Origin of the sequence: Microbispora oryzae (assembly GCF_017896165.1) — a bacterium.
GTDB lineage: Bacteria > Actinomycetota > Actinomycetes > Streptosporangiales > Streptosporangiaceae > Microbispora > Microbispora oryzae.
On the sequence record NZ_JAFCNB010000003.1, the window covers coordinates 405350 to 427199 of the forward strand.

22 protein-coding genes are annotated in these 21850 nt (G+C 73.1%); 7 read left to right on the forward strand and 15 right to left on the reverse strand.

What is annotated here, in order from left to right; all coding sequences use genetic code 11:
• Positions 1 to 134: 134 nt before the first annotated feature.
• The gene (locus JOL79_RS08370) at positions 135 to 1769 is read left to right on the forward strand and encodes a WS/DGAT/MGAT family O-acyltransferase (RefSeq protein ID WP_210155094.1); all 1635 of its coding nucleotides are present in this window, start codon (positions 135 to 137) and stop codon (positions 1767 to 1769) included.
• A 13-nt stretch (positions 1770 to 1782) separates the two neighbouring features.
• Here the strand turns inward: JOL79_RS08370 and JOL79_RS08375 are convergent, their stop codons facing one another.
• Positions 1783 to 3489: a protein kinase domain-containing protein gene (locus JOL79_RS08375; RefSeq protein ID WP_210155095.1), complete on the reverse strand. Its 1707-nt coding sequence runs from the start codon at positions 3487 to 3489 to the stop codon at positions 1783 to 1785.
• A 167-nt stretch (positions 3490 to 3656) separates the two neighbouring features.
• On the opposite strand from JOL79_RS08375, the gene JOL79_RS08380 reads away from it, so the two are divergent.
• Complete coding sequence (locus tag JOL79_RS08380) at positions 3657 to 4247, forward strand: TetR family transcriptional regulator (RefSeq protein ID WP_230984418.1); 591 nt, start codon at positions 3657 to 3659, stop codon at positions 4245 to 4247.
• A 126-nt stretch (positions 4248 to 4373) separates the two neighbouring features.
• On the forward strand, positions 4374 to 6197 hold the full coding sequence (locus tag JOL79_RS08385) for an MFS transporter (protein WP_307848408.1): 1824 nt from the start codon (positions 4374 to 4376) through the stop codon (positions 6195 to 6197).
• A gap of 142 nt (positions 6198 to 6339) precedes the next feature.
• On the opposite strand, the gene JOL79_RS08390 is transcribed toward JOL79_RS08385, so the two are convergent.
• The 8 genes from JOL79_RS08390 to JOL79_RS08425 form a co-directional block, all read right to left on the reverse strand.
• Positions 6340 to 6684, reverse strand: coding sequence for an RNA polymerase-binding protein RbpA (locus JOL79_RS08390; RefSeq protein ID WP_210155097.1), 345 nt, complete (start codon positions 6682 to 6684; stop codon positions 6340 to 6342).
• 124 nt (positions 6685 to 6808) lie between these two features.
• Positions 6809 to 8158, reverse strand: a complete 1350-nt coding sequence (locus tag JOL79_RS08395) for an MFS transporter (protein WP_210155098.1) — start codon at positions 8156 to 8158, stop codon at positions 6809 to 6811.
• A gap of 13 nt (positions 8159 to 8171) precedes the next feature.
• Positions 8172 to 8969, reverse strand: coding sequence for a glycerophosphodiester phosphodiesterase family protein (locus JOL79_RS08400; RefSeq protein ID WP_210155099.1), 798 nt, complete (start codon positions 8967 to 8969; stop codon positions 8172 to 8174).
• Positions 8970 to 9027: 58 nt separating this feature from the next.
• Positions 9028 to 9582 (reverse strand): TrmH family RNA methyltransferase, encoded by a 555-nt coding sequence (locus tag JOL79_RS08405; RefSeq protein WP_210155100.1) that lies wholly within the window; start codon positions 9580 to 9582, stop codon positions 9028 to 9030.
• Positions 9583 to 9640: 58 nt separating this feature from the next.
• Positions 9641 to 10234, reverse strand: a complete 594-nt coding sequence (locus JOL79_RS08410; RefSeq protein ID WP_210155101.1) for a class I SAM-dependent methyltransferase — start codon at positions 10232 to 10234, stop codon at positions 9641 to 9643.
• Positions 10235 to 10288: 54 nt separating this feature from the next.
• A complete protein-coding gene (locus tag JOL79_RS08415) occupies positions 10289 to 11236 on the reverse strand; it encodes a VWA domain-containing protein (protein ID WP_210155102.1) in 948 nt (315 codons plus the stop codon).
• Positions 11233 to 12159, reverse strand: coding sequence for a DUF58 domain-containing protein (locus JOL79_RS08420; protein ID WP_210155103.1), 927 nt, complete (start codon positions 12157 to 12159; stop codon positions 11233 to 11235). Before JOL79_RS08420 ends, JOL79_RS08415 begins: the two co-directional genes overlap by 4 nt.
• Before the next feature lie 34 nt (positions 12160 to 12193).
• Entirely contained in the window at positions 12194 to 13240 is a 1047-nt protein-coding gene (locus JOL79_RS08425) for an AAA family ATPase (RefSeq protein ID WP_210155104.1), read from the reverse strand.
• A gap of 106 nt (positions 13241 to 13346) precedes the next feature.
• Between JOL79_RS08425 and JOL79_RS08430 the strand changes: the two genes are divergently transcribed.
• Entirely contained in the window at positions 13347 to 14102 is a 756-nt protein-coding gene (locus tag JOL79_RS08430; RefSeq protein WP_210155105.1) for a hypothetical protein, read from the forward strand.
• A 24-nt stretch (positions 14103 to 14126) separates the two neighbouring features.
• On the opposite strand, the gene JOL79_RS08435 is transcribed toward JOL79_RS08430, so the two are convergent.
• The 3 genes from JOL79_RS08435 to JOL79_RS08445 form a co-directional block, all read right to left on the reverse strand.
• Positions 14127 to 14489: a GntR family transcriptional regulator gene (locus JOL79_RS08435; protein ID WP_210155106.1), complete on the reverse strand. Its 363-nt coding sequence runs from the start codon at positions 14487 to 14489 to the stop codon at positions 14127 to 14129.
• Entirely contained in the window at positions 14473 to 15456 is a 984-nt protein-coding gene (locus JOL79_RS08440; protein ID WP_210155107.1) for a hypothetical protein, read from the reverse strand. Before JOL79_RS08440 ends, JOL79_RS08435 begins: the two co-directional genes overlap by 17 nt.
• Positions 15457 to 15577: 121 nt before the next feature.
• Positions 15578 to 16726, reverse strand: coding sequence for an FAD-dependent monooxygenase (locus JOL79_RS08445; RefSeq protein WP_210155108.1), 1149 nt, complete (start codon positions 16724 to 16726; stop codon positions 15578 to 15580).
• A gap of 81 nt (positions 16727 to 16807) precedes the next feature.
• Here JOL79_RS08445 and JOL79_RS08450 point away from each other — a divergent pair, with 81 nt between their 5' ends.
• Together JOL79_RS08450 and JOL79_RS08455 are read left to right on the forward strand one after the other, a co-directional pair.
• On the forward strand, positions 16808 to 17419 hold the full coding sequence (locus JOL79_RS08450; protein WP_210155109.1) for a TetR/AcrR family transcriptional regulator: 612 nt from the start codon (positions 16808 to 16810) through the stop codon (positions 17417 to 17419).
• A 71-nt stretch (positions 17420 to 17490) separates the two neighbouring features.
• Positions 17491 to 18255 carry a TSUP family transporter gene (locus JOL79_RS08455; RefSeq protein ID WP_210155110.1) on the forward strand — a complete coding sequence of 255 codons (765 nt, stop codon included), beginning with the start codon at positions 17491 to 17493 and terminating at the stop codon, positions 18253 to 18255.
• 12 nt (positions 18256 to 18267) lie between these two features.
• On the opposite strand, the gene JOL79_RS08460 is transcribed toward JOL79_RS08455, so the two are convergent.
• Both JOL79_RS08460 and JOL79_RS08465 read right to left on the reverse strand, forming a co-directional pair.
• Positions 18268 to 19491 carry an MFS transporter gene (locus JOL79_RS08460; protein ID WP_230984419.1) on the reverse strand — a complete coding sequence of 408 codons (1224 nt, stop codon included), beginning with the start codon at positions 19489 to 19491 and terminating at the stop codon, positions 18268 to 18270.
• Between the two features lie 34 nt (positions 19492 to 19525).
• Positions 19526 to 20314: a DeoR/GlpR family DNA-binding transcription regulator gene (locus tag JOL79_RS08465; RefSeq protein ID WP_269143751.1), complete on the reverse strand. Its 789-nt coding sequence runs from the start codon at positions 20312 to 20314 to the stop codon at positions 19526 to 19528.
• A gap of 72 nt (positions 20315 to 20386) precedes the next feature.
• Between JOL79_RS08465 and JOL79_RS08470 the strand changes: the two genes are divergently transcribed.
• Entirely contained in the window at positions 20387 to 21391 is a 1005-nt protein-coding gene (locus JOL79_RS08470) for a helix-turn-helix transcriptional regulator (protein ID WP_210155112.1), read from the forward strand.
• A gap of 94 nt (positions 21392 to 21485) precedes the next feature.
• Here the strand turns inward: JOL79_RS08470 and JOL79_RS08475 are convergent, their stop codons facing one another.
• Positions 21486 to 21848 (reverse strand): YciI family protein, encoded by a 363-nt coding sequence (locus JOL79_RS08475; protein WP_210155113.1) that lies wholly within the window; start codon positions 21846 to 21848, stop codon positions 21486 to 21488.
• Between the last annotated feature and the right edge of the window lie 2 nt (positions 21849 to 21850).

Consider the following 21850-nt stretch of genomic DNA (forward strand, 5'->3'; position numbering starts at 1 on the left):
GGGGAAACTTTCAGGGCGGCCGCCCGGCGCGGGCCTCTCGCCCACCTGGCAGGATCGGGGGGACGACGCCGCCGCCCGGCGACCCGGGCGTCCGGGGCAGGTGAGCGGGCGCGTGAGCGGGCAAGGGAGTAGGCATGGGACAGCAGCTCAGCGCGTTCGACGCGCAGTTCCTCAACTTCGAGTCGGGGACCAATCTCGCGCACATCGCGGGACTGACGATCCTCGACCCGTCGACCGCGCCGGGGGGCGCCGTCACCCGTGAGGACCTGATCGCGCTGCTGCGCCGCCGGCTCCATCTGGCGCCGCCGCTGCGCCGGCGGCTGGTCGAGGTGCCGTTCGGGCTCGATCACCCCTACTGGGCGGAGGACAGGGAGGTCGACTTCGACTATCACGTGCGGGAGCTCGCCCTGGCTCCCCCCGGCGACGATCACAGGCTGGCCGAGCAGGTGGCCCGGCTGCACGGGCGCCGGCTGGACCGGCGTCGTCCGCTGTGGGAGCTGTATCTCATCCACGGGCTGACCGGCGGACGGTCCGCGATCTACACGAAGGTGCACCACGCGGCGATCGACGGGGTGACCGGTGTGGAGGTGCTCGCCGCCCTGATGGACTTCGAGCCGGCGCCGCGCGACACGCCCGCGCCGCCCGAGGGCGAGGACGTCCAGGAGGCGCCCGACACGGTCGAGATCGTGATCCGGGCGGTCGCCCGCGTCCTGGACAACCCGTTCGCGCTGCTGCGTTTCGTCGCCGAGGCCATGCCGCGGCTCGACGAGGTGCCGCTGATCTCGCAGATCCCCGGCGCCGGGCTCGTGTCACGGGTCGTCCGCAGCGTGGGGGCGGAGCGGCTGCCCGACCTGCCGCGCATGGTGGTGCCCCGCACGCCGTTCTCGGGGCCGGTCTCGCAGCATCGGCGGTTCGCGTTCGGCCGGCTGCCCCTCGACGACGTCAAGCACGTGAAGAACGCCTTCGGCGTGACCGTGAACGACGTGGTCATGGCGATGTGCGCGGCCGCGCTGCGCCGCTGGCTGGCCAAGCGCGACGAGCTGCCACGCGTGCCGCTCGTCGTCGGCGTCCCGGTCTCCACCCGAGGCCAGCCGGGCAACGGCTCGGCGCCCGCGGCGCCGCTCGCCAACGAGGTCATGCTCACCATGACGACCATTCCGACCGACCTGGCCGGCCCCGAGGAACGGCTGCGCTCGGTGAACCACTCCATGCGCCTCATCAAGGAACGGTTCGCCGCGGCCCCCGCGACGTGGCTGCTGGAGTTCAGCCAGGCGATGCCTGCGGCGCTGAGCGCGCTCGCGGCCCGGTCGGCGTTCCGGCTGGCCTCGCGCCGGACCGGCGCGATGAACCTGATGATCTCGAACGTGCCCGGCCCGCAGACGCCGCTCTACGTCTGCGGGGCGCGGGTACTCGCGCAGTATCCGATCTCCGTGATCACGGACGTCAGCGGCGGGATCAACATCACCGTCTTCTCCTACGACGGGATGCTCGACTTCGGCGTCATCGTCGACCGCGACATGGTGCCCGACGTGTGGGACATCATCGACTACCTGGGCGACGCGCTGGCCGAGCTCGTCGCGCTCGCCGACGCCCAGGGCCCCAAGACGGGCCCCAACACGGGGGCCAAGCCGGGAGCGAAGACGAGGGCGAAGGCCAAACCGGCGCCCAAGGCCGTACCGAAGGCCGCGTCCAAGCCGGGGGCCGGAAGCAGGACGAAGCCCGCGCCCGGCGACACGGCCAAGCGGGGGGAGACCGGAGACCGGGGGTGACGGGGCGCGGCGATCAGCCGAACGCGCTACCGGTGGTCTCCGGGCCGGTGACGCGGCCCAGGCAGCGGTAGGCGCGCTCGCCGGTGGCGAACCGCGCGGCGTCCGGCGGCAGCACCTCCACCTCCCACCGGTCGGCGCTGATCGACGCCGACCTGTCCGGGCGGGACGCCATGAGGACGCTGACGTCGCACACCGCGGCCACGGTGGGATGCCTCGCCACCGTCTCCTGGTCACTCGTCGTGAGGTCCGCCGGCATCGGGCCGACGGCGAACGTCTCCCAGGTGTGCGGCTTCGCGCAGTCGGTCTTCCTGGCCCGCGCGTCGCCCGCGTTGACCACGAGGCCACCCCAGCATTCGGGGAGGACCACGCAGGCGGCGTGCGCTCCGGCCACGTCCGCCGCGGGACAGCCCACCGTCATGGTCGCGACGCCGAGGCGGGGGACGACCGGGCTCGGCGCGCCCGCCCTGGAGGCGCCCGCCGGCGGGGTGGCCGTCCGGCCCCACCCGCCCAGGTCGCCATCCGCGATCATGAACGCGACGCCGGCGGTGAGAATCAGCGCGAACACCGCCGCGACCGCCCCGAAGACCAGCGACTGCCCCGACCGGCCCGATCGCGCCGGCTGCCGGGGGCGGTCCGCCTGGGGGCGGGACGGCGCGGTCGTCCCGGAATACGGCATGACCGGCGGTCCGGTGGGGTGACGGTACGGGGCGGGAACGGTCCCGGGCTCGGACCGGGCGGCGGAGTACGACCGAGCGGGCGGCCCCGGCGGGCGGCCGGCCGGGTGCCCCGCGGGCCGTCCGGTGGGTTGTCCGGTGGGTTGTCCGGGGGACTGTCCGCCCGGCTGTCCCGCGGGCTGTCCGGTGGGTTGACCGGCGCCGGTCGAGCCGTCCGGAGCGAGCGCCGCGAGAGCGTCGCGGAGCGCGGCGGCGGCCGGGATGCGCCGCGCCGGATCGCTCGCCATGCCATGCCGCAGGACGTCCGTCAGGGCGGCGGGCACGCCGGGGATGCCGGGGATCGGCAGCCGGTGCAGCGCCATGATGGCCGCGATGTTGACCACGCCGCTCTCCGGGAACCGGGGCGGGCGGCCGGTCATCAGCGCGTACAGGGTCGCGGAGAGCGCGTAGACGTCGGCGGCGGGGGTCGGCTCCGACAGGTCGAACGCCTCCGGCGGCGCGTACGCCGGGGTGAGCGACTCGCGCGTCACCGACACCTCGCCCGGCCCCGCCCCGCCCTGGCCGGGCATCGTGGCGAGGCCGAAGTCGGACAGGGCGACCATGCCGTACGAGTTGATCAGGATGTTCGCGGGCTTGACGTCGCGGTGCAGCACGCCCGCCGCGTGCGCGGCGGCCAGCGCGTCGGCGATCTTGATGCCGATGTCCCGGACCTCCGGCGCCCCGAGCGGGCCGTCCCGCCCCAGCCGGTCGGCGAGAGACCCGTTGCGGCACAGCTCCAGCACCATGTATGGGCGGCCGTCGGGCAGCACGCCGGCGTCGTAGACGTCCGCCACGTGCGGATGCCCGGACAGGGCGCCGGCGGCGGTCACCTCCCGCATGAAGCGACGCCGGTCCCGTTCGGACACCAGCACCCGGTTGTCCACCTTCAGCGCGACCTCGCGCCCCACCGAGAGTTGCCTGGCCCGGTAGACGGTCCCGAAGCCGCCCTGTCCGAGCACGCCGAGCACCTGACAGCCCGGAACCAGGACGGCCACCGCCTCGTCCACCTGCCACCTCCAGACCTGGCGGAAACCCGCGCGACCGGCACATTACCGGAGCGGATCGCCTTCCTGATCGTTTCTCCCGGATCGCGGTCCCGGCCATGCCGGCGGCGCCGCCGGGACGGGCGCGAGCGCCGCCTGACGCCGCCTCGGAGCGCCCTATGCTGGGGCCCATGACGGTCGGCACAGCGGAGCGCGGCGGCCGGAGCCCGGAGCGCCGCCGTGAGCTTCTCGACGCGGCCGACCGGGTGATCCGCAGGGAGGGACCCGAGGCGTCGATGGCCGCGATCGCGGCCGAGGCCGGGATCACCAAGCCCATCCTCTACCGCCACTTCGGCGACAAGAGCGGCCTCTACCAGGCCCTCGCCGAGCGGCACACCCGCCGGGTGATCGACATGCTGCGCCCGGAGTTCGCCAGGGCGATGGACGATCCGCGGGCCCGGGCGCGGGCCGCCGTCGGCACCTATCTCGACACGATCTCCGCCCACCCGAACCTCTACCGCTTCCTCTTCCACCGGGCGAGCGCGGAGGACAGCCGCACCCACACCCGGATGACCGCCGTCGTCCGCGGTGTGGGCGAGGAACTGGCGGCCGTCCTGGCGGAGGAGGGCGCGGCGGACCCGGTGCGGGCGCAGCTTCTCGGGCACGCCTTCGTCGGCATGGTGCGGGCCATCGGCGACTGGTGGCTGGACAGTCCGGGGCTGGACAGGGACGCCGTCGTCGACGGTGTCGCCGACGTCATCGCGGGCGCGCTCGGCGCCTGACACGCGCCCGTCCCGGCTGTCCGGCCCGCGAGCCGCACCCGGAAACGCCCATGTCATCCGTACGAGGTAACTTAGTACCGCTAACTAATCCCTCGTCCCTATGTCACGGCATGGAGGAAGAACCTCGTGGCCCTCCCCAACAGGTCGCAGTCGCCCCCGGAGTCCGATCGGTCCTCGCGGTACAAGTGGATCGCACTGTCGAACACGACGCTGGGCGTGCTCATGGTGACGGTCAACCAGTCGATCGTGCTGATCGCCCTTCCCGACGTCTTCCGGGGCATCAAGCTCAACCCCCTCGACCCCGGCAACACGGGTTACCTGTTGTGGATGATGATGGGCTTCATGGTCGTCACGGCCGTGCTCGTCGTCATGTTCGGACGGCTCGGCGACATGTTCGGCCGGGTCCGGATGTACAACATGGGCTTCGCGGTCTTCAGCGTGTGCTCCATCCTCCTGTCGGTCACCTGGCTCGACGGCGACGCCGGAGCGCTGTGGCTGATCGGATGGCGGGTCGTGCAGGGCATCGGCGGCGCGCTGCTGTTCGCCAACTCGACGGCGATCCTGACCGACGCGTTCCCCGCCCGCCAGCGCGGCACCGCCCTCGGGATCAACTCGATCGCCGCGATCACCGGTTCGTTCCTCGGGCTGATCGTCGGCGGCGTGCTCGCGCCGGTGAACTGGAAGGCGATCTTCCTGGTCTCGGTGCCGTTCGGCGTGTTCGGCACCATCTGGGCCTATCTGAAGCTGCGCGACAACGGGGTGCGGCGCCGGGCGCGCATGGACTGGTGGGGCAACGTGACCTTCGCGGTCGGCCTGATCGCCCTGCTGATCGGCATCACCTACGGCATCCAGCCCTACGGGGCGAGCGTGATGGGCTGGACGAATCCCTGGGTGCTCGCCGCCCTGGCCGGCGGCGTCGTCCTGCTGGGCCTGTTCGGCTGGATCGAGACCAGGGTCGCCGAGCCGCTCTTCCGGCTCTCGCTGTTCCGCTCCCGGGCCTTCCTCGCGGGCAACGTGGCCAGCCTGCTCACCGCGCTCGGCCGCGGCGGGCTGCAGTTCATGCTGATCATCTGGCTGCAGGGGATCTGGCTGCCGCTGCACGGGTACGGCTTCGAGGAGACGCCGCTGTGGGCGGGCATCTACATGATCCCGCTGACCGTCGGCTTCCTGCTGTCGGCGCCCGTGTCCGGCTGGCTGTCCGACCGTTTCGGGCCGCGCCTGTTCACCGTGGGCGGCGCCCTGGTGACCGCGGCGAGCTTCGCCGCCCTGATGCTGCTGCCCACCGACTTCCCCTACGGCGTCTTCGCGGTGCTGATCCTGATCAACGGCGTCGGCTCGGGCCTGTTCGCCTCGCCCAACCGGGCCGAGATCATGAATTCCGTGCCGGCGGACGCGCGCGGGGTGGGCGCGGGCATGACCGCCACCTTCCAGAACTCGTCGATGGTGCTGTCCATCGGCGTCTTCTTCAGTCTCATGATCGCGGGCCTGGCCGACTCGCTGCCGCCGGCCATGCACGACGAGCTGATCCGCCAGGGAGTGCCGGCCGCCCAGGCGCAGGGCATCGCGCAGCTCCCGCCCATCGCCGTGCTGTTCGCGGCGTTCCTCGGCTACAACCCGTTCCGGCAGCTTCTCGGCGGCGTCATCGGCACGCTGCCGGACGGCGGCGCGCGGCTGACGAGCAAGGAGTTCTTCCCTCACCTCATCGCCGGCCCGTTCCACCAGGGACTGGTGATCGCCTTCTGGTTCGCGGTCGCCGCGTGCCTGGTCGCCGCGGCCGCGTCGGCGCTGACCGGCAGGCTGGGCCGCTCCCACCGGGCGGCGGCGCATGAGACGCTGGGCTCGGAGCTGGCGGCGGTCGCCGGCGAGGGCGGGCTGACCGTCGGCGAGGTGGTGGTCCCCGACGAGGAGTTCGACGTCCGCGAGGCCGAGCGGGACGGCAGGCCCGCCTGACGCCCGCCCGGGGCCGGCCCGGCGCCGGTCCGGCCTCCGGGCGGCACACGCCTGACGCCGGCCCGGCGGCAGCGGGCCCGGACGTGACGACGCCCCCGGCGGCGGGAGGCCGCCGGGGGCGTCGTCACGTCGGTGCGGCGTCCTACGCGCTCTTGCGCCGTTGCTCTCTCAGGATCGCGAGGCGCTCGTTGAGCACCTCCTCCAGATCCTCGATGGAGCGCCGCTCCAGCAGCATGTCCCAGTGGGTCCGCGGCGGCTTGGCCTTCTTCTGCTGGGGCTGCTCGGCGTCCACCCGCAGCGCCGGGCTGCCGCAGTGGCGGCACTCCCAGGTCGACGGGATCTCCGCCTCCGCGGCGAGCGGCACGGTGGTGAGATGGCCCTTCGGGCACGTGTAGGACACCTCCTGGCGGGGTGCCAGGTCGGTGTTGCGGTCGTTCTCGTAGCTGGTCGCGCCGAGCCGGGTACCGCGAAGTGCACGCTCGCCCATGTTCAAAGCCTCCTGAGGTCCCCGCCTTAGAGGGGTTCGTTCGCCACCGCGTACAACGCCTGATACCGTGAGTGGATTCCCAGCAGAGACCTCATCCAATCGCGCTTTTTCCGTCGCACTGGTCTCAGATGTGCTCGGGCACCCGGTTTCCCGCCTCGCGGATGGCCCTCGGAAGATTTACGGTCATGAGCAGCACGAAGCCCACCACGAAGAACACGACCAGCGAGATGATCGCGGCGCGGTAGCTGTCGGTGATCTGCAGCGCGAGGGTGAGCACCAGGGACCCGAGGAACGCCGAGCCCTTGTCGCTGATCTGGTAGAGGCTGAAATACTCCGCCTCCCGGCCCGGCGGGATGACCAGAGAGTACAGCGAGCGCGACAGCGCCTGGGTGCCGCCGAGCACGACGGCGATGAGGAGCGCGATCGCGTAGAACTGCACGGCCGCGCCCTTCTGCAGGAAGTACGCGACCCCGACGACGGCCGTCCAGACCACCAGGCTGCCCAGCACGGTGCGCTTGGTCCCGATCCTCGTGGCGAGGCGGCCGAGGGCCAGAGCCCCGCCGAACGCCACGAACTGGACCATCAGGATCGAGCTGATCTGGGTGGTCTTGCCCAGCCCGAGCTCCTGGTCGGCGTACGTGGCGGAGAAGCCGATCACGGTCTGCACGCCGTCGTTGTAGATCAGGTAGGCGGCGAGGAACAGCAGCGTCCGCGGGTAGCGGCGCAGGTCCGCGATCGTGCGGCCAAGCTGGCGCACGCTGCCCGCCAGCGCACGCGCGGCGGTGGCCTCGTGGACGGCGGCCCGCGGGTTCCGCAGCCGCACCAGCGGGATGATCGCGAACGCCGCCCACCAGACGCCGGCGGAGGCGAGGCTCACCCGCACGGCCAGCCCCTCTTCGACCGCCCCGGACAGGTAGAGCGCGAGGTTGAGGGCGAGCAGCAGGCCGCCGCCCAGGAAGCCCCAGCCCCAGCCCCGGCTGGAGATCGTGTCGCGTTCGTCCGCGTCGGCGATCTGCGGCAGGAAGGAGTCGTAGACCACGCGGGCCGCGCCGAACGTCACGTTGGCGAGCAGGAACAGCCATCCGCCGAGCAGATAGCCGCCGCCCGAGACGAAGAAGAAGCCGAGCGTGGCGGCGGAACCCAGGGCGACGAGCGTCCCCATGATCTGCTTCTTGCGGCCGGTGTGGTCGGCGAGGGCCCCGACCAGGGGCATGACCACGATCTGCAGCAGCACCGAGATGGTGACCATGGCGGTGAAGTACGCCTTGGGCCGCAGGTCGAGCCCGAGGAAGCCGACGAACCCGTCCTCGCCCCCGGCGGCCGTCGTGGCGATCGAGGTCAGGTACGGCCCGAGGAAGACCGTCAGGACCGTCGCCTGGAAGGCCGAGTCCGCCCAGTCGTACCAGTACCAGCCGCGTTGCTGTCGTCGCCGGTCCTGGGGAAGAGCCTCGCCGACGACCTGGGGGACGGTCATGTGTTCTCCTCGCCTATGGGGCGGTGGTGCGGGGGTGCCACTGCCCGCGGGACTTCAGCACGTCGCGCAGGCCGCTGATGTTGTCGGTCATGATCCCGTCGACGCCGAGGTCGAGCAGGTACGCCATGGTGACCGGGTCGTCCACCGTCCACACGTGCACCTGCATCCCGATGGCGTGGGCGGTGCGGACGAGGGAACGGGTGGTGACCCGCAACCCGCGGAAGCCGATCGGGACCTGGGCACACGGCACCCCGCTGCCGGCCAGGCCGGCCAGCAGCCTGCCGTAGCCGCCGCCGCCTGCGGCGGCGCGCAGCGCGGCGATCCCGCGGGGGCCGAGCGACGAGCAGATCTCGCGGCCCACGGCCCGCCGCGCCTGGGCCAGCCGCAGGTCGGAGAACGACGTCAGGCACACCCGGTCGTACGCCCCGGTCCTGCGGATGGCCTGGGCGAGGGGGACGATCGCGGCGCTCTCCTTGACGTCGATGTTGAACCGGACGCCGGGCCAGGCGCCCAGCAGGTCCTCGATCAGCGGGATCTCCTCGCGCCCGCCGATCCGCGCCTGCCGCACCTCGCGGTAGGGCAGCCGGGAGATGCGGCCTCGCCGGTCGGTCACCCGGTCGAGGGTGTGGTCGTGGAAGGCGAGGAGCACGCCGTCGGCCGTGGCGTGGGCGTCGGTCTCGAGGTAGGTGTAGCCGAGCTCGACCGCGCGCGCGAACGCGCCCATGGTGTTCTCGCGGCCCTCCGCCGCGCCTCCGCGGTGGGCGAACGCGAGCGGCCCTGGGTGATCGAGGAACGCGAAACGGCGATGCACGAGCAGAGTATGCCGGGTACCGGCCGGGGGCGTCAGCGTGGGGAGATGAACGTTTGGGTCACGGGCGTCCCATACTGGCCCATTCGCGCCTCCGCGTCTCCGCGAGAGCGATGGCCGCGGCCACGGCGACGTTGATCGATCCGACCCGTCCCACCTGGGGGATGTACGCCGCGGCGTCGGCGGCCTCCAGCGACGCGGGGGAGCAGCCGTGGTCCTCGCCGCCCAGCAGCAGGCAGACGTCGCCGTCGAGCTTCGCCTCGTGCAGCGGGTCGGCGTCGCCGGTCAGCTCGACGGCCACCACCCGGTAGCCGTCCTCCTTGGCGGCCCGCACGGCCTCGCCGACCGGGACCGGCTCGTGCCACTCGACCAGCCGGTCGGTGCCGAGCGCGGTCTTCTGCGCCTTGGGGTTGGTCGGCGGTGTGGCGTTGCCGGCGAGCCAGACGGTGTCGACGCCGAAGGCCGCCGCCGTACGGAAGATCGAGCCGATGTTGAACGGGCCCGTCACCGACTCCAGGATCAGCGCCAGGCGCCCCTCGGTGGTACGCCGCCAGGTCCGGTTCAGGCGCTTGACGTCCGTCGGCCGCAGCTGCCTGCGCGGGTTGGGCGTGGTCACTGGTCGCTCACCGCTCCTCGTTGTCGTGCTGTCCGGGACCCGCCGGGGTCGTGACGAATCATGGCGCGTCCACCCGCAGGACGCGGTAGGCGGCGCGGGAGGCCACCCGCGACGCGGGCCATCCCTGGTCTTCCAGCCAGCGCTGGAGGGAGTCGGAGCCGAGGTGTTTCTGCACCACCAGATGGGCCGTGCCGCCGGGCGCGAGCCGGCCGAGCCAGCGGGCGAGCATCTCGTGCAGGGCCGCCTTGCCGATGCGGATCGCCGGGTTGGACCAGATGGCCTGGAACCGCACCTCCTCCGGGACCTCGTCGACGTGGACCGGCCTTACTTTGTCAAGGCCGGCGCTCCTGGCGTTGCGCTCGCACAACTCCAGTGATCGGCGATTGACGTCGACGGCCCAGACGGTCGCCCCGGGCGCCCGGGACGCCATGGTCAGCGCGATCGGCCCGTAGCCGCAGCCCAGGTCGAGCAGGTCGCCCCCGGCCGGGGGCGGGGGAACGGTCTCCAGCAGCACCCGCGTTCCCGGGTCGATCCGCTCGGGGGAGAAGACGCCCCGGTCGGTCTCCAGCCGCAGGTGCAGGTCCGGCAGGACCAGGCTGACGGCGCCCGGCCGGCTGGCCGTCTGGGGACGTTCCTCGAAGTAATGGGCCACGTGCCCAAACGTACCAACCGGCGGAGGTGGTGATCGCCGCCGCTCAGCCTCCGATCAGGGGATGCGCGAGCCCAGCAGCATCGCGGCGCCCGCCAGCAGGACCCCGGCGGCGACCGCCGCGACGATGAACCGCTGGGTGATCTCCTGATGGACCACCCGGAAGCCGAGCGACGTGCCGATCTGCGCGTAGACGTCCCGCAGCTCGCTGCCCGACTCCGCCGTGTACGCCCGGCCCCCGGTGCCGTCCGAAAGCGACTTCAGGGTGGTCTTGTTCACCGGCACCTGCACCGAGCGGTTGTCGATGCTCACGGTGCCCTCTGCCGTGCCGTACGCGATGGTGGAGACGGGCACCTTGGCGCCGACGGCCGCCTCGATGGCCTCGTTGACCGTCCGGCCCGAGGTGTTGTCGCCGTCGGACAGCAGCACGACGGCCGACGGGGGCGGATCGGTGACCGCCCGCTGGTCGAAGGACCTGATCGAGTCGAGGGAGTTGAAGACCGCCTCGCCGATCGCGGTGCCGGGACGGGTGCTGAGGTTGGAGATCGCCGTGTTCACCGCCGCGTGGTCGGTCGTGGGGGAGACGACGACGGCGGCCGAGCGGGCGAAGGCCACGACGCCCACGTTGAACCGCTCGGGCAGGTCGTCGACGAACTGCTGGGCCGCCTGCTTGGCCGCGACGAGCCGGGTGGGCGCGACGTCGTTGGACTCCATCGACAGCGAGACGTCCACGGCGACCATGATGGTGGCCCGGTCGCGGGGCACCTTGGCGGTGCCGGCGGGCCGGGCCGCCCCCAGGACGAGCAGGCTCATCATGACGAGGAACAGCGCCGCGGGGACGTGCCGCCGCCAGGCCGGCCGCTCGGGGGCGACCAGGGACAGCAGCGCGAGGTTGGTGAACCGCACCGTGTAGCGGCGGCGGGTGAACTGCAGCGCAACGTACGCCGCCACGAGCGCGGCGACCAGGACGAACAGCCAGAGCCATCCGGGGGACAGAAAGGTCACTTCGCCGCTCCTCTGGTGGCGGCCGGACGGCGCATGGTGTGCGAGGCGCGCCGCTGTCTGAGGACGAACTGGGCGATGTCCGCGACCCAGTCGCGGTCGGTCCGCAGGACCATGTGCCCCGCGCCGGCCCGGCGCAGGGCGAGCGCGTTGGCCTGGCGTTGCGCGGCGGCCGCCTCGGCGTACCTGGCGCGGATCCGCGGGGACAGGTAGACGTCGCGCGACCGGCCCGTCTCCGGGTCGGTCATGGTGAGCAGGCCGACGTCGGGCAGTTCGAGCTCGCGGGGGTCGACGACCTCCACGGCGAGCACCTGGTGGCGGGAGCCGAGGCGGCGCAGCGGCCGTTCCCAGGCGGCCGGGTCCTCCAGGAAGTCGGAGACGATCACCCGCAGGCCCCGCCTGCGGTGCGCCGTCGCCATCATCTCCAGCGCCGGCGCGAGCTCCGCCGTCCCCCGCGGGGGAGGGGCGCCGAGGAGGGAGCTGAGCAGGGCGTAGAGCGCCGGGCGGCCCGAGCGGGCCGGATAGCGGTGGACGTCGCCGTCGTGGAGGATGTACGCCCCGAACCGGTCGCCGACCCGCCCGGCCAGGAACCCGATCGCGCCCACGGCCGAGACGACCAGGTCGCGTTTGGAGACGTTCGCGGTGCCGAAGTCCATGCTGGCCGACAGGTCGGCGAGCGCCCACGTCTCCAGCTCCCGGTCGGCGATCAGGTCACGCACGTGGGGCGTGGTGGTCCGGGCGGTGACGGCCCAGTCCATCCGGCGTACGTCGTCCTCCCCCGGAACGTAGATCCGGGTGTCGCCGAGCTCGCTGCCCGGCCCGGGGATCAGTCCCTGGTGCCGGCCGTGCAGCAGCCCGTCGAGCCGCCGCACCACGGTCAGCTCCAGCCGGCGCAGCGCCTGTTCGGGGGTCGCACGGCCGCTCACCGGCCCGCACCCCGCCGCCCGGTCTCCACCCGCCTCACCGGCGGCCCTTGTTCCAGACGACGAGCGGCGGCGGCACGGCCTGCAGGATGTGCCGCACCACCTCCTCGGCGTCCACGTCGTCGGCCAGCGCGTCGAAGGTCAGCATGAGCCGATGGGACATGACGTCGACGGCGATGTCCTGGATGTCCTCCGGCAGCAGGTAGTCGCGCCCGCGCAGCAGGGCGAGGGCCCGGCCCGCGGAGATCAGGCCGAGCGTCGCGCGGGGGCTGACCCCGACCTCGATGGTCTCCTCCAGGCCGGCCAGGCCGTACTCTCTCGGGCTGCGGGTGGCCATGACGAGCCGGACGACGTAGTCGGCGACGAGCTGGTGGACCGACACCTCCTCGGCCATGGTCTGCAGGCGCAGCAGCCCGGCCGGGTCGAGCACCGGCCGGGGCACCGGGGGCCGGACGCTCATCCGCTGCAGGATCTCCAGCTCCTCGTGGGCGGAGGGGTGGGCCACCCGCACCTTGAACAGGAAGCGGTCGCGCTGCACCTCGGGCAGCGGGTACACGCCCTCGGACTCGATCGGGTTCTGCGTCGCCAGGACCACGAACGGCCGGGGCAGCGGGTGGGTGCGGCCGGCCAGCGTCACCTGGCGCTCGGCCATGACCTCGAGCAGCGCCGACTGGACCTTGGCGGGCGCGCGGTTGATCTCGTCGGCGAGCAGGAAGTTGACGAACACGGGGCCCAGCTCCACGTCGAACCGTTCCGAGCCGGGGTGATAGACACGGGTGCCCACGATGTCGCTGGGCACCAGGTCCGGGGTGAACTGGATGCGGGCGAAGCTGCCGCCGACCACCGTCGCCAGCGTCGAGGCGGCCAGGGTCTTGGCCACCCCGGGCACCCCTTCGAGCAGGCAGTGGCCGCGCGCGAGCAACGCCACGAGCAACCGCTCGATCATGTGTTCCTGCCCGACGATCACCCGCCGGACCTCGGTCAGGGCCTCCCGCAGGGAGTCCAGCTCCGGCCCGCCGGTCTCCTCGTCGGACGTCACGCCCTTGCCGGGCTCCGGGTCACTGCGTTCATCGGCAACGGTCATGGGCGTTATTCAATCGTGACTCGGCGGGAGAATCCATTTCTCTCCCATTTGCCCGCGCGGCAGCGTGCCACACCCGCGGCCCCGCCATGTGTTTTCATGTGGGGTGATGGCGACTCCGCTGCAGTACGGCGACCCGCCCCACCTGGGGCCGTTCGTGGTGCAGGCACGCCTGCTGACGGCCCCGGCCGGGCTGGTCTACCTGGGGCAGGCGCCTGACGGCCGGGTGGTCTCCCTCGCCGTCCTGACCAGCGGCGCCGCGCTCGACGGGGCGGCCAGGGACAGGTTCGTGACCGCGATCCGGGAGGCGCACCGGGCGGGCGGGGTGTGGGGCTGGGGCGCCTCGCTGCTCGACCGGGTCAGGGGACGGACGTCCATGCCGCCGGTGGTCGCGATGGACGACGGCGCGGCCCCCTGGGTCGCCGTGCCGTTCGTGCCGGGAGGTCCGGGCGCCGAACGGTTCCTCGACCCCGTCATGGTGTCGGGGACGCTGATCGGCCGCCGGCAGGGGCCGGACTTCGTGCCGTACTGGCTGGGCGACCGCAGCCCCGCTCTGCCCGCTCCGCCCGCTCCGCCGCCGCCTCCGGTCGCGACACGGCGTGCCGTCGTGCTCGCGTCGACCCTGCTGGCCACGCTCGTCCTCGTGCTCATGACGGTGCTGTGGCTCATTCTCTTCCGCGGCGGAGACGACCAGTCGCCGCCCCGGCCGGCGCCCGCCACCAACTTCCAGCCCACGCCGCCGCCCGTGCCGTCCTCGCCGCCGCAGCAGCAGCCGTCGCCGATCCCCTCGCAGAGCGGCACGAGCAGCGCCAGCCCGCAGTCCGAGGAGGGCGGCGACGCCGACGATCCGGGCCAGGCCATCTGACCCCTCGGTGCCACCGCCGTCCGTTCATCGGGACGAGAGCGCGGACCGCACGGTGTCGACGGCCTCCTCGTCGGACACCCCGAGACGCCGGACGGCCGCGGCGAACTCCTCGGCCGCCTCCACGAGGCCGCGCCGCGGCCAGTCCGCCGCGGCGTCGGTGATGGTGGCGGACCGGCCCCTGCGCAGCTCGACCAGGCCCTCGTCGCGGAGCCGCTGGTAGCCGCGCAGCACGGTGTGCAGGTTGATGCCCAGCGCGGCGGCGACGGTGCGCGCCGGGGGGAGCCGGTCGCCCGGCACGGCGTCGCCCCTGGCGACCGCGGCGCGCACGCAGTCCGCGACCTGGTCCGCCAGGGGCAGCGCGGAGGAGGGATCAACGACGATCAGCACGGCCGGCGTCCTCCCGGATGCGGCTCAGCATGCCGTTGACGAGAGCGGCGGCCGTGCCGGCGTCTCTCGTGGAGTAGAGGAAGGGCCGGCCCTCGGTCAGTTTCAGCGCCAGCACGGGGCCGGGACCGGAGACGAATCCCCAGCCCCGGCTGCTGCCGAACAGGCCCAGCCCCCGTCCTGAGGCGGCCGGCAACGCCTCGGCGTACGCCACCGCCGTGAACGGCACGATGCGCCGCAGCCCACCGAACCAGGGGAGGGCGACCTCCACGCCGCCCGCGTCGATCCGCAGCCGGGTCCGGGCCTGGAGGACCTCCGCGACCCCCGCCACGGCGAAGAACGTCGCCCCCTGCCAGACGGAGCTCCCTCCGGCGGCCTGCAGCCCGGCCAGCGCCAGCCAGGCCAGCCCGTACAGCAGCCTGCGCCGCGACAGCGTGGACGCCGCGTACACCGCCCGCAGGCCGGGCGCCAGCGAAAGGACCGGCGCTCCCGGAGGCGGAGCCGCGCCGGCCTCGGGCGGCGGTGGAAGCGGCCCGGAGAGCCGCCATCCGGCCAGGGCCGCCCCGGCCGCCGCGGTCACCTCGGCGGGGACGGCCCAGCCCGGCGTGGGGACCGGGCCGTGGGCGCCGACCAGCGTCAGCACGTGGATCCCCTCCGTGACGGCCAGTGAGACGCCGAAGGCCATGCTGAGCGTCGCCAGCAGGCGCTGCAGCTCCGGCCAGTTCCAGTACCGGTGGAAGAAGACGGCCCACGACCCCCCGAACAGTACGGCGGGGTACAGGTGCATACCCACCCACCGGCTCCACGTGGAGGCGTACTGCGGGGACGCGCCCTCCACGAACGCCCGGGCGGGCAGCCGGCCGCCGAAGCCCGCGACGAGCACGAGCGGGACCAGGACCATGAGCACGGGTGGAGCCAGGGTGAGGACCAGACGACGGGTCCGGCCGCTGCGCGCGGGATCGTGGGACACGGCGAGACACCTCCAACTGTTTGCATTTGACTATAACAATGCAAATAGTCGGCCGCCGTGCCGAAACGGTGACAGATGGCTCGCTCGCTCCGCCGCGTGATCCGGCTCCTGACCACGGGCCTCAGGCGCGCCACATGGCGGCGAGCCGCCGGGTGGCGAGGCGGCGCGGGGTGGCGCGCAGCAGGCAGTCGCGCAGCCACGCGACGGCGCCGGTTCGCGACATCAGCCATGACTGCCGGGACGACGCCAGCATCAGGCTGTTGGCCCGGGGCCGGCGCTCGGCGTCATAGCGGCGCAGCCGTCCGGCGACATCGGCAGGTCCGGCGTCGGCCAGGTGCCGGGTCACCGCCGCCGCGTCCTCGAACGCCTGGCTGGCGCCCTGGCCGAGGTCCGGTGTCATGGCGTGCGCGGCGTCGCCGAGCAACGCGACCCTGCCGACGGCGAACGACGGCAGCGGCTCGGCCAGGCACGCGATCGCGTCGACGTAGATGTCGGAGGGCCGGGTGGCCTCGATCAGCGCCCTGACCGCCGGATGCCAGTCGGCCGTCAGGGACAGCGCCAGCAGGCGCGCCTCGTCGGGCTCGGGCGGCGCTCCGCGCAGCGCGGAGTCGGTGAACCAGTACAGGTCGTGCTCGCCGACCGGGAACAGCCCGAACATCGACCCGTCGCGCCGGTCGACCAGGATGGAAGCCAGCACCTCGGTCACGTCGGCACCCGCGGGCCTGGGCAGGGTGCCGCGCAGGTCGAGCCGGCCGGCCCGCCGCAGACCAGGGTGCCGGGGAAAGAGGAGACCGCGCAGCGCACTCCCGATGCCGTCTGCCACGATCACCGCGTCGGCCCTGGTCACGGGCCGGTCGTCGCTGATCAAAGTCACCCCGGACCCGTCCTGCTCCAGGCGCTGGACCGGCGTCCCGGTTCGCACCAGCTCGGCGGGCAGCGGCGCGCGCAGCGCCCGGTGCAGCTCCGTCCGGCTCACCGCCACCGACGTCCCGATCGCCCGCTGGGCCTCGGCCACATCCGTGACCAGCAACGGGCGGCCGTGCCGGTCCCGCAGGCCGCCGCTGACCGCGGGCATGACCTGGTCCCGCAGGTGGTCGCCCAATCCCAGCTCGTCCAGTGCGCGGGCGCCGTTGGGCATGATCACGACGGCGGTGCCCGCTTCGCGAAGCTCGGCGCCGCGTTCGTAAACCGTCACCTCGTGACCTCGCCGATACAGCCCCACTGCGGCCGGCACGCCGCCCAGCCCTGCGCCCACCACGGCTATCCGCATGACGCTCTCCTCTTCGGTGCGGGTCGTCGTAGCGCTTCCACTACGATCGTCCTAGTACGAATAGCGTCATATCATGGGCGTGTGCCGCCGACCAATCCGGGCCGTCGCCGAGCCTTGACCGATGCCGCCATAGAGCTGCTCGCGGTCTCCGGAGTCCACGGACTGACCCACCGCGCGGTCGAGAAGGCCGCGGGGCTGCCGTCCGGAACGGCCTCGAACTACTTCCGCAGCCGGGAGGCGCTGCTGGTGGCCGCCGCCGAGCGCGTCGTCGAGCTCCACCACGCCGACATGGACCGGGCCGCGCGGGAGCATGGCCCCGTCGGCACGGGCACCGCGACGGCTCCGGCCGACGTCGCCGGGCACCTCACCGAGCTGCTGACCGCGTCACTGCTCGGAGCGGCGACCGTCCTGCGCACCCGCTACCTGGCGATCTTCGAGCTGCGGCTGGAGGCGGTGCGACGGCCGGTGCTGGCCGCCGCGCTCGCGGGACTGCAGGACGTCTCCACGCGGTTCACCGCCGGTCACCACGCCGATCTCGGCCTCCCCGTCCCCCCGGAGAGGATCCCCGCCCTGATCACGCTCTACGGCGGAGCGCTGTTCACCTTGGTGACCGCACCACCCGAGAGCGTCGGCGAGGAGTTCGTCCGGGGCGTCGTCCGCGCGATCGTGCGCGCCGCGCTGCCGGAGTGCTGATGACGGTGCTCCGGTAGTCTCGGTGGCCGGTTCGGACAAACGACTACGAAGTTCACCGGGGGTCGCGCAGCATGCAGGCCGGACAGATCGTGCTCCTGCTCCTCGCGGCGACGGCCGCCGGCTGGGTGGACGCCGTCGTCGGCGGGGGCGGACTGCTCCAGCTCCCCGCGCTGATCCTGGCGGGACTGTCGCCCGTCCAGGCCCTCGCCACGAACAAGAGCGCCGCCATCCTGGGCACGGCGTCGGCCGCGCTGACCTACGCGAGGAGGACGAAACTCGACCGGGCGGTGGCGGTGCCCGCCGGGGCGCTCGCGGTGGTCTTCGCGGGCCTGGGGGCCGCCTCGGCCGCCCTGCTCGACGCCGACGTGCTGAAGCCGATCGTCATGGTGGTCCTGCTCGGGGTGGCGGCGTTCGTGACGCTGCGGCCGTCGTTCGGCCGGGTGCCGCACCCGCACCTGCGCACCGGGGCGCGGGTGCTGACCGCCGTGGCGGTCGCCGGGGCCGGGATCGCCTTCTACGACGGCATCCTCGGCCCGGGCACCGGGACGTTCCTGCTGATCGCGTTCACCTCGATCCTGGGCATGGACTTCGTGCGGGCCTCGGCGACGGCGAAGGTGATCAACACGGGGACCAACCTGGGCGCGCTGATCGTGTTCGCGGCCCAAGGGCACGTGTGGTGGACCCTCGGCCTGTCCATGGCCGTCTGCAACATCGCGGGAGCGCAGATCGGCGCCAGGATGGCGCTGCGGCGCGGGGCGGGCTTCGTCCGTGTCGTCCTGCTGTGCGTGGTGGTCGCCCTGGTGGCCAAACTGGGCTACGAGCAGTTCTTCGCGTGAACCGCCGGGGGATCAGCCCGGCTCGCCGCCCGTCGCCGCCGGGACGGGCTCCCCGGCGGTCCGCGACGGCGGCCGCAGCGCCGGGGCCGCGAGCGCGACGAACAGCGCGAGCACGGCGGGAGCCAGCAGGGCCCTGGAGAGGGTGACCAGTTCCGCCAGGCCGCCGATCAGCACCGGGCCGGCCAGGAATCCGGTGTAACCCACGCCCGCCGCCACCGCCAGCGACCGGCCCGCCTGCGCGGGATCGCGGTGGCCCGCCGCGGAGAAGACCTGCGGAATGATGCACGACAACCCCGCCCCGAACAGGCCGAACCCGGCCACGCCGGCGAGGGGGTGACCGGCGAGAAGTGACACCCCGAGCCCGGCTCCGGCCAGGCCGCCGCAGCACCGGACCAGCCTGACGGGTCCCAGCCGTGCGGCCAGCCGGTCCCCGGCGAACCGCCCCGCGGTCATCATGATCGAGAACGCCGCGTACGCGGCGGCGGCCAGACCGGGGGAGGACCCGAGGGTCTCGCGCAGGTAGACGGAGCTCCAGTCGGCCGACGCCCCTTCGCCGACCAGGCAGCAGAACGCGAGCAGGCCCAGGAAAAGCACCCCGGGGGCGAACCGCCGGCGCCGGAGACCGTCCCCGGCCGGGTGGGAGGCCTCGGCCGGCGGGGGACGGTCGCGTGTCGCCCATCGGGCACTGATCAGCGACAGCAGGAGGAGAACCGCGCCGACGCCGGCGAACGTGGCCCGCGGCCCGGCTCCGGCCTGAGCGAGCAGCCCGCCCGCCGACGCCCCCGCGAAGCCGCCGACGCTGAACACCGCGTGGAAGGCCGACATGATCGGCCGCCCGTACCGGCGCTCGACCACGACGGCGTTGGCGTTCATGGCGACGTCAAGCGAACCGTGCACCACGCCGAACAGGAACAACGAGAGCGCGAGCGCCGGCAGGCCGGCCGCGTACGCGGGCAGCTGCAGCACGATCCCCATCGCGATGCCCGTCGGGACCATCAGGCGGAAGCTGCCGTACCGGTCGATGAGGCGGCCGACGATCGCCATTCCAGTGATCGCGCCGGCGGCGATGCCGAGCAGCGCCATGCTGAACCGGCCGTCGCTGAGCCCCAGATCCGTCTTGATCGCGGGAATGCGGGACGTCCAGGTGCCGATCGCCGCGCCGGAGACGAAGAAGAGTCCGTGGACGGCCGCGCGGGCGCGCGGCAGGGCGGTCTGGGAGGTGGTGAGCAGGGCCAACGTCGCTCCAGGTGATCGGTGCCGCGGGGACGGGTCAGGCGGAGGCGCCGGAGGAGCCGGTCAGGGAGACGGCGCGGACGGTGACTCCGGCGGCGGCGAGGGCGTCGTGCTGCTCCTGGGGGATGCCCTCGTCGGTGACGACCAGGTCGAGCCGGTCGAGGCCGCACACGGCGCCGAAGGCCGTCCGGTTGAACTTGCCGGAGTCGCAGACCGCCACCACGCGCCGGGCCGAGGCGATGGCCGCCTGCTTGACGGCGACCTCGGGCAGGTCGTGCGCCGTCAGCCCGTGCTCGGCCGACAGGCCGCAACAGCCGATGATCGCCGTGTCGAAGCGCAGCGAACGGATCGACGTCTCGGTGAGGGGCCCGGCGAAGTTCATCTCGCCCTGCCGCACCTCCCCTCCGGGCAGCACCAGGCGGATCCGGGGCGCGGCGGCCAGCACCTGCGCCGACTGGAGGGCGAGCGGCAGCACGGTCAGCCGCCGGTCACGCAACGCCCTGGCGACCTCCAGCGCGGTGGTGCCGCCGTCGAGCACGACCGCCTCGCCGTCGGCGAGGAGCCCGGCGACCTCGGCGCCGATCCGGCGCTTGGCCTCGGCCGCCTCACGCTCCCGGACACCGAACGGCGGCTCCTCGCCGCGCAGCAGCAGGCTGAGCGCGCCGCCGCGGATCCGGCGCACCACGCCCTGCTGGGCCAGCTCGTCCAGATCGCGGCGGATCGTCATCTCGGAAACGCCGTGCTCGGCGGCCAGCTCCGTCACCGACACGCTGTCGGAGACGCGCAGCGCGTTCATGATCGACCGAATTCGATCTGTACCTTCCATGCGTTCATTTGAACACAAGTCATGTGCTGAGAACAAGCTGCTCTACTTTGTAAAGGTGGCAGACTGGAGCGTATGCGTGCGAGCCGGCTGCTGTCCCTGCTGTTGCTGCTGCAGACCCGCGGCAGACTGACGGCGGCCGAGATCGCCGAGGAGCTGGAGGTCTCGGTGCGGACGGTCTACCGGGACGTCGAGGCCCTGTCGGCCGCCGGGGTGCCCGTCTACGCGGACCGCGGCCCGCTGGGCGGCTATCGGCTGCTCGACGGATATCGCACCCGTCTCAACGGGCTGTCGGCCGAGGAGGCGTCGTCGCTGTTCCTGGCGGGCCTGCCCGGCCCAGCCGCGGAGCTGGGGCTCGCCGGGTTCGCCGCCGCGGCCGAGCTCAAACTGCTGGCCGCGCTGCCGCCCGAGCCCCGCTCGCACGCGGCGCGGATGCGCGAACGGTTCCACTTGGACGTGCCCGGCTGGTATCGGGGCAACGACGAGGCCCCGTTCCTGATGGACGTGGCGGCGGCGGTCTGGGAGGACCGGGTGGTCCGGCTGCGATACCGGCGCTGGGGACCGGCCGAGGTGGAGCGGCTCGTCCATCCGTACGGGCTGATCCTCAAGGGCGGTTCGTGGTATCTGGCCGCCGCGTGCGACGGCGGCGTGCGCACCTACCGCGTCAGCCGAATCCTGGGCGCCGAGGTGCTGGACGACCGCTTCGACCGGCCCGCCGGCTTCGACCTCGTGGCGTTCTGGGAGCGGTTCGCCGCCGATTTCGCGGCGCGTATGTACACCGCCCATGCCGTCGTACGGCTGACACCCGGCATCGAGGACCTCCTGCGCTACACGCTCGGCGCGGACGTGGTCGACAAGGCCCTGGCCGACGGGGTCGTGGAGGACGACGGCCGGATCCGCGTCGTTGTGCCGATCGAGTCGGTCAACCACGCGCGGTGGCAGTTGCTGCGGCTGGGCGCCTCGGTCGAGGTCGTCGAGCCGGCCGAGCTGCGCGACCTCATGGCCCGCGCCGTCGCCGACCTGGCGGAGCTGTACGGGCCGCCCGCCTCCTCCGGCGAGCCCGAGACGCGGCGCCTCTGACACGGGCCCTCTGACACACGGGCCCTCTGACACGGTGCCCGGGCCGGGGATCTGCGGTGGGTGGCAGCGGGTCCCCGGCCCGGGCGCCTTTCCGTCACCCCTCGGCGCCGGACTCGTGCACGAGGGCCCTGACCTCCATCGCCGCGTACTCGGCGTCGGGCCAGCTCGCGGCGATCTCGACGGCGCGCTCCGGGCTCTCGACGTCGACCGTCAGGTAGCCCGCGAACTGCTCCTTGGCCTCGATGAACGGGCCGTCGGTGACGGCCGGGACCCCGCCCCTGACCTTCACCGTCCTGGTCTCCGACGGGTCGGCGAGGGCCGCGCCCCCGACGAGCTCTCCGGTCCGTTCGAGTTCCTTCATGATCGACTCGACCCGGCCGAACAGCGCCTGCTGCTCGGCCTGCGACATCGCCGCGATGTACTGCGGGTTGTTATGGATCAGCAGCATGTACTTCATGG

What these genes read in the sequence shown, in the direction of transcription:
- JOL79_RS08445 (WP_210155108.1), bottom strand. Translation starts at nt 16,726, where the DNA reads ATGCGGATAGCCGTGGTGGGCGCAGGGCTGGGCGGCGTGCCGGCCGCA.
- JOL79_RS08425 (WP_210155104.1), bottom strand. Translation starts at nt 13,240, where the DNA reads ATGACCGTTGCCGATGAACGCAGTGACCCGGAGCCCGGCAAGGGCGTG.
- JOL79_RS08465 (WP_269143751.1), bottom strand. Translation starts at nt 20,314, where the DNA reads ATGGAAGGTACAGATCGAATTCGGTCGATCATGAACGCGCTGCGCGTC.
- JOL79_RS08455 (WP_210155110.1), top strand. Translation starts at nt 17,491, where the DNA reads ATGCAGGCCGGACAGATCGTGCTCCTGCTCCTCGCGGCGACGGCCGCC.
- JOL79_RS08395 (WP_210155098.1), bottom strand. Translation starts at nt 8,158, where the DNA reads ATGACCGTCCCCCAGGTCGTCGGCGAGGCTCTTCCCCAGGACCGGCGA.
- JOL79_RS08390 (WP_210155097.1), bottom strand. Translation starts at nt 6,684, where the DNA reads ATGGGCGAGCGTGCACTTCGCGGTACCCGGCTCGGCGCGACCAGCTAC.
- JOL79_RS08380 (WP_230984418.1), top strand. Translation starts at nt 3,657, where the DNA reads ATGACGGTCGGCACAGCGGAGCGCGGCGGCCGGAGCCCGGAGCGCCGC.
- JOL79_RS08475 (WP_210155113.1), bottom strand. Translation starts at nt 21,848, where the DNA reads ATGAAGTACATGCTGCTGATCCATAACAACCCGCAGTACATCGCGGCG.
- JOL79_RS08430 (WP_210155105.1), top strand. Translation starts at nt 13,347, where the DNA reads ATGGCGACTCCGCTGCAGTACGGCGACCCGCCCCACCTGGGGCCGTTC.
- JOL79_RS08470 (WP_210155112.1), top strand. Translation starts at nt 20,387, where the DNA reads ATGCGTGCGAGCCGGCTGCTGTCCCTGCTGTTGCTGCTGCAGACCCGC.
- JOL79_RS08370 (WP_210155094.1), top strand. Translation starts at nt 135, where the DNA reads ATGGGACAGCAGCTCAGCGCGTTCGACGCGCAGTTCCTCAACTTCGAG.